This window comes from Planomonospora algeriensis (assembly GCF_977012225.1).
Genome location: NZ_CDRNDK010000591.1, coordinates 1 through 3,289, shown reverse-complemented (window position 1 = coordinate 3,289; position 3,289 = coordinate 1). Strand labels below are relative to the sequence as shown.

At 75.0% G+C, this 3,289-nt stretch carries 2 protein-coding genes; both read left to right on the top strand.

Going from position 1 to position 3,289, the window contains the following annotated elements:
- The first annotated feature begins 73 nt into the window (after positions 1 to 73).
- Positions 74 to 1,339: a DUF58 domain-containing protein gene (locus ACWJ6R_RS32930; protein WP_449065963.1), complete on the top strand. Its 1,266-nt coding sequence runs from the start codon at positions 74 to 76 to the stop codon at positions 1,337 to 1,339.
- Positions 1,336 to 3,051 (top strand): transglutaminase family protein, encoded by a 1,716-nt coding sequence (locus ACWJ6R_RS32925; RefSeq protein WP_449065962.1) that lies wholly within the window; start codon positions 1,336 to 1,338, stop codon positions 3,049 to 3,051. Before ACWJ6R_RS32930 ends, ACWJ6R_RS32925 begins: the two co-directional genes overlap by 4 nt.
- Positions 3,052 to 3,289: the final 238 nt, after the last annotated feature.

Here is a 3,289-nt window from a genome sequence, read left to right as displayed (position 1 = left end):
TCGACGCCCGCGGCCGGCGCGGCCGACGCGGTGGGGCGCCTCCGGCCGTCCCGCCGTGCGGGGCGGTGACGGGATGACCGGGCTCCGGGCTCTCACCACACGCGGCCGGTCCTTCCTGGCCTCCGGGCTCGCGGCGCTGGCCTGTGCCTTCTTCATCGGGGAGCACGACCTGCTCCGCGTCGGGGTGCTGGTCCTCTCCCTCCCGCTGATCGCGGCCGTGGTGGTGGCGCGCACCCGCTACCGGCTGAGCTGCGCGCGGCGCCTCGACCCGCCCCGGGCCGAGGTCGGCAGCGAGGCCGCGGTGACCCTCCGGCTGGAGAACGTCACCCGGCTGCCCACCGGCCTGCTGATGATCGAGGACACCGTCCCCTACGCGCTCGGGGCCCGGCCCAGATTCGTCCTGGACCGGGTGGAGCCGCGGGGCGTCCGGGAGATCGACTACCGGGTCCGGTCCGACCTGCGGGGCCGCTTCCCCATCGGGCCCCTCTCGATCCGGATCAGCGACCCCTTCGGCCTGGTCGAGCTGACCCGGTCGTTCACCGTCAGCGACACGCTGGTGGTGACGCCCCAGGTGGTGTCCCTCCCCCACGTCCGCCTGTCCGGCGAGTGGACGGGCGGGGGCGACAGCCGTACCAGGAGCGTGGCGGCGGCGGGCGACGACGACGTCGCGCCGCGCGAGTACCGGCAGGGCGACGACCTGCGGCGGGTGCACTGGCGCTCGACCGCCCGGCACGGCGAGCTCATGGTCCGGCGCGAGGAGCAGCAGTGGCAGAGCCGGGGCGCGCTGCTGCTGGACACCCGCAGGCACGCGCACCGCGGCGAGGGGCCCCGCTCCTCCTTCGAGGTGGCGGTCTCGGCCGCGGCCTCCATCGGCGTCCACCTGGCCCACGAGGGCCTGGGCCTGCGCCTGGTCACCGATCAGGGCGCCACGCAGGAGACCGGGCACCTCGCCGGCACCGGGCTGAGCTGGTCGCTGCTGGACACCCTCGCCGTGGCCCGGACCAGCTCGGCGCGGACGCTGGAGTACGGCGTCACCGCGCTGCGGCAGGGCGGCGGGGACGGGTTGATCGTGGCCGTGCTCGGCGGCGTCACCGTGGAGGAGGCGCAGTCCCTGGCCCGCCTCAGGCACGGCAACGTCACCGGCGTCGCCGTGCTGCTGGACGTGGCGGGCTGGGAGCGGCCCGAGCTCGGCGACGGCCGGGAGTACCAGGCGGCGCAGGCGGTGCTCGCCGGAGCGGGCTGGCGCATCGTCCGGCTGCCCGCGGGCGCCTCGATCGCGGACGTGTGGCCGGACGCGGCGCAGCGCGGGCGATTCGCACTCACCGGGAGCGACTCATGAGACTTCCCGTCATGTCCGGCGTGGCCACCGCGGCGGTGGCCATCGCGCTCCACCCCCTCTTCCAGGGGGGTGCCTGGTTCTGGACGGGCCTCGGGATCATCCTCGTGGTGACCGGGATCGGCGTGCTGGCCTCTCACTACGCTCTGCCGTACTGGCTGGCCCCGCCGGCGCAGGCGACCGCCGTCTGGATCTACCTGACGGCGGTGTTCACCGGCCCGCAGGCGTGGGCCCTGGTGGTGCCCACCAAGGACTCGGTCATCAGGCTGGCGGAGCTGGCGGCCCGCGGGTTCGCCGACATCCAGCGCTTCGCGGTCCCGGTCCCCTCCAGCGCCGGGATCACCCTGCTGACCTGCGGCGGCGTCGGCCTGATCGCGATCTGCGTCGACTTCCTGGCGGTACGGCTCCGCCGGGCCGCGCTGGCCGGCCTGCCGCTGCTGTCGCTGTTCGTGGTGCCCGCCTCGTTCCTCGACGACCCGCTCGGCTGGTGGGTGATCGTCCTCGGCGCGCTGGGCTTCCTGGGACTGCTGGTCGCCGACGGACGGGAACGGGTCGGCCACTGGGGGCGGACGGTGCTGGTGCGCCGGACGCCCTCCTTCGTCGCCCCCCGTCCCGCCGACGACCCCTCCGCCCTGCGGCTGTCGGGCAAGCGGGTCGGCTTCACCGCGATCACCCTGGCCATCCTGCTGCCCTCGCTGCTGCCCACGCTGGAGCCCGACCCGCTGTTCGGCTTCGGCGTGGGCAGCGGCAAGGGCGGGAACGGCACCGCGATCAGCTTCCCCCCCGACCCGGTGGCCAACCTGCGCCGGGAGCTCTCACGGCCCGCCAACTCCACCCTCCTGACCTATGCGACCAGCGACAACTCCTCCCGCTACCTGCGGTTGTACTCGCTGGACGTCTTCGACGGCGAGCAGTGGACGATGACGGAGCCGACCGGACGGTCCGAGGACCGCACCTCCGCCGGGCCCCTGCCCCCCGCCCCGGGGCAGGGCCCGGGCGTGCCCACCACTCAGGTCACCACCCGGATCACGGTGAGCGAGGAGGTAGAGGACCTGAAGTTCCTGCCGCTGCCGTACCCTCCGGGCACGATCCGGATCGACGGCGACTGGCGGCCCGACCGGGAGACGCTCATGGTGTTCTCCCACACCGACACCGCCGGAGGGGCCTCCTACGAGGTCGTCAGCGCCGAGCCGAAGCCCACGGCGGCCATGCTCAAGGCGGCGGGGCCGGCTCCGGAGGCGATCAGGGAGCGGTATCTGCCGCTCCCGGGCGACCTGCCCTCGGAGATCCGGCGACTGGCCGAGGAGGTCGCCGGGGAGGGCGCCACCCCGTACCAGAAGGCGGTCCTGCTCCAGGACTTCTTCACCACCGAGGGCGGGTTCACCTACAGCCTGGCCACGCAGGGCCACGACGGCTCCGCCCTGGCGGACTTCCTGCTCCGCAGCAGGTCCGGGTACTGCGAGCAGTTCGCCGCCTCGATGGCGGTGCTCGCCCGGGTCCTGGGCATCCCCTCCCGGGTCGCCATCGGCTACATCGGCGGCACCAGCGCCTCCGGCCAGTGGAACGTCCGCACGCACGACTCGCACGCCTGGCCCGAACTCTACTTCGAGGGCGTGGGCTGGCTCCGCTTCGAACCCACCCCGTCGGCCGACGGGGCAGGCCGGCGCCTCCCGGCCCGCCTACACCTTCCCGGAGGTCCTCACCGACCGGGGTGACGAGCCGTCCGCGGCCCCCAGCACCGGTTCCACCGGCGCGGACCCGTCGGGCGGCCGTCCGCCGCCCGCCGCAACCCCGCGCTCGACCGCGACTTCGGCGGCGTTCCGCTCGCGGTGGACGAGGGGATGCCGACCGCCGCGAAGGCGGGGATCGGCGCGGCGGCCGTCCTGCTGGTCCTGCTGATCCCGGCGCTGCTCGGCTGGGGGGACGCGGCGGCGGCGCCGGCGGGCCTACTCC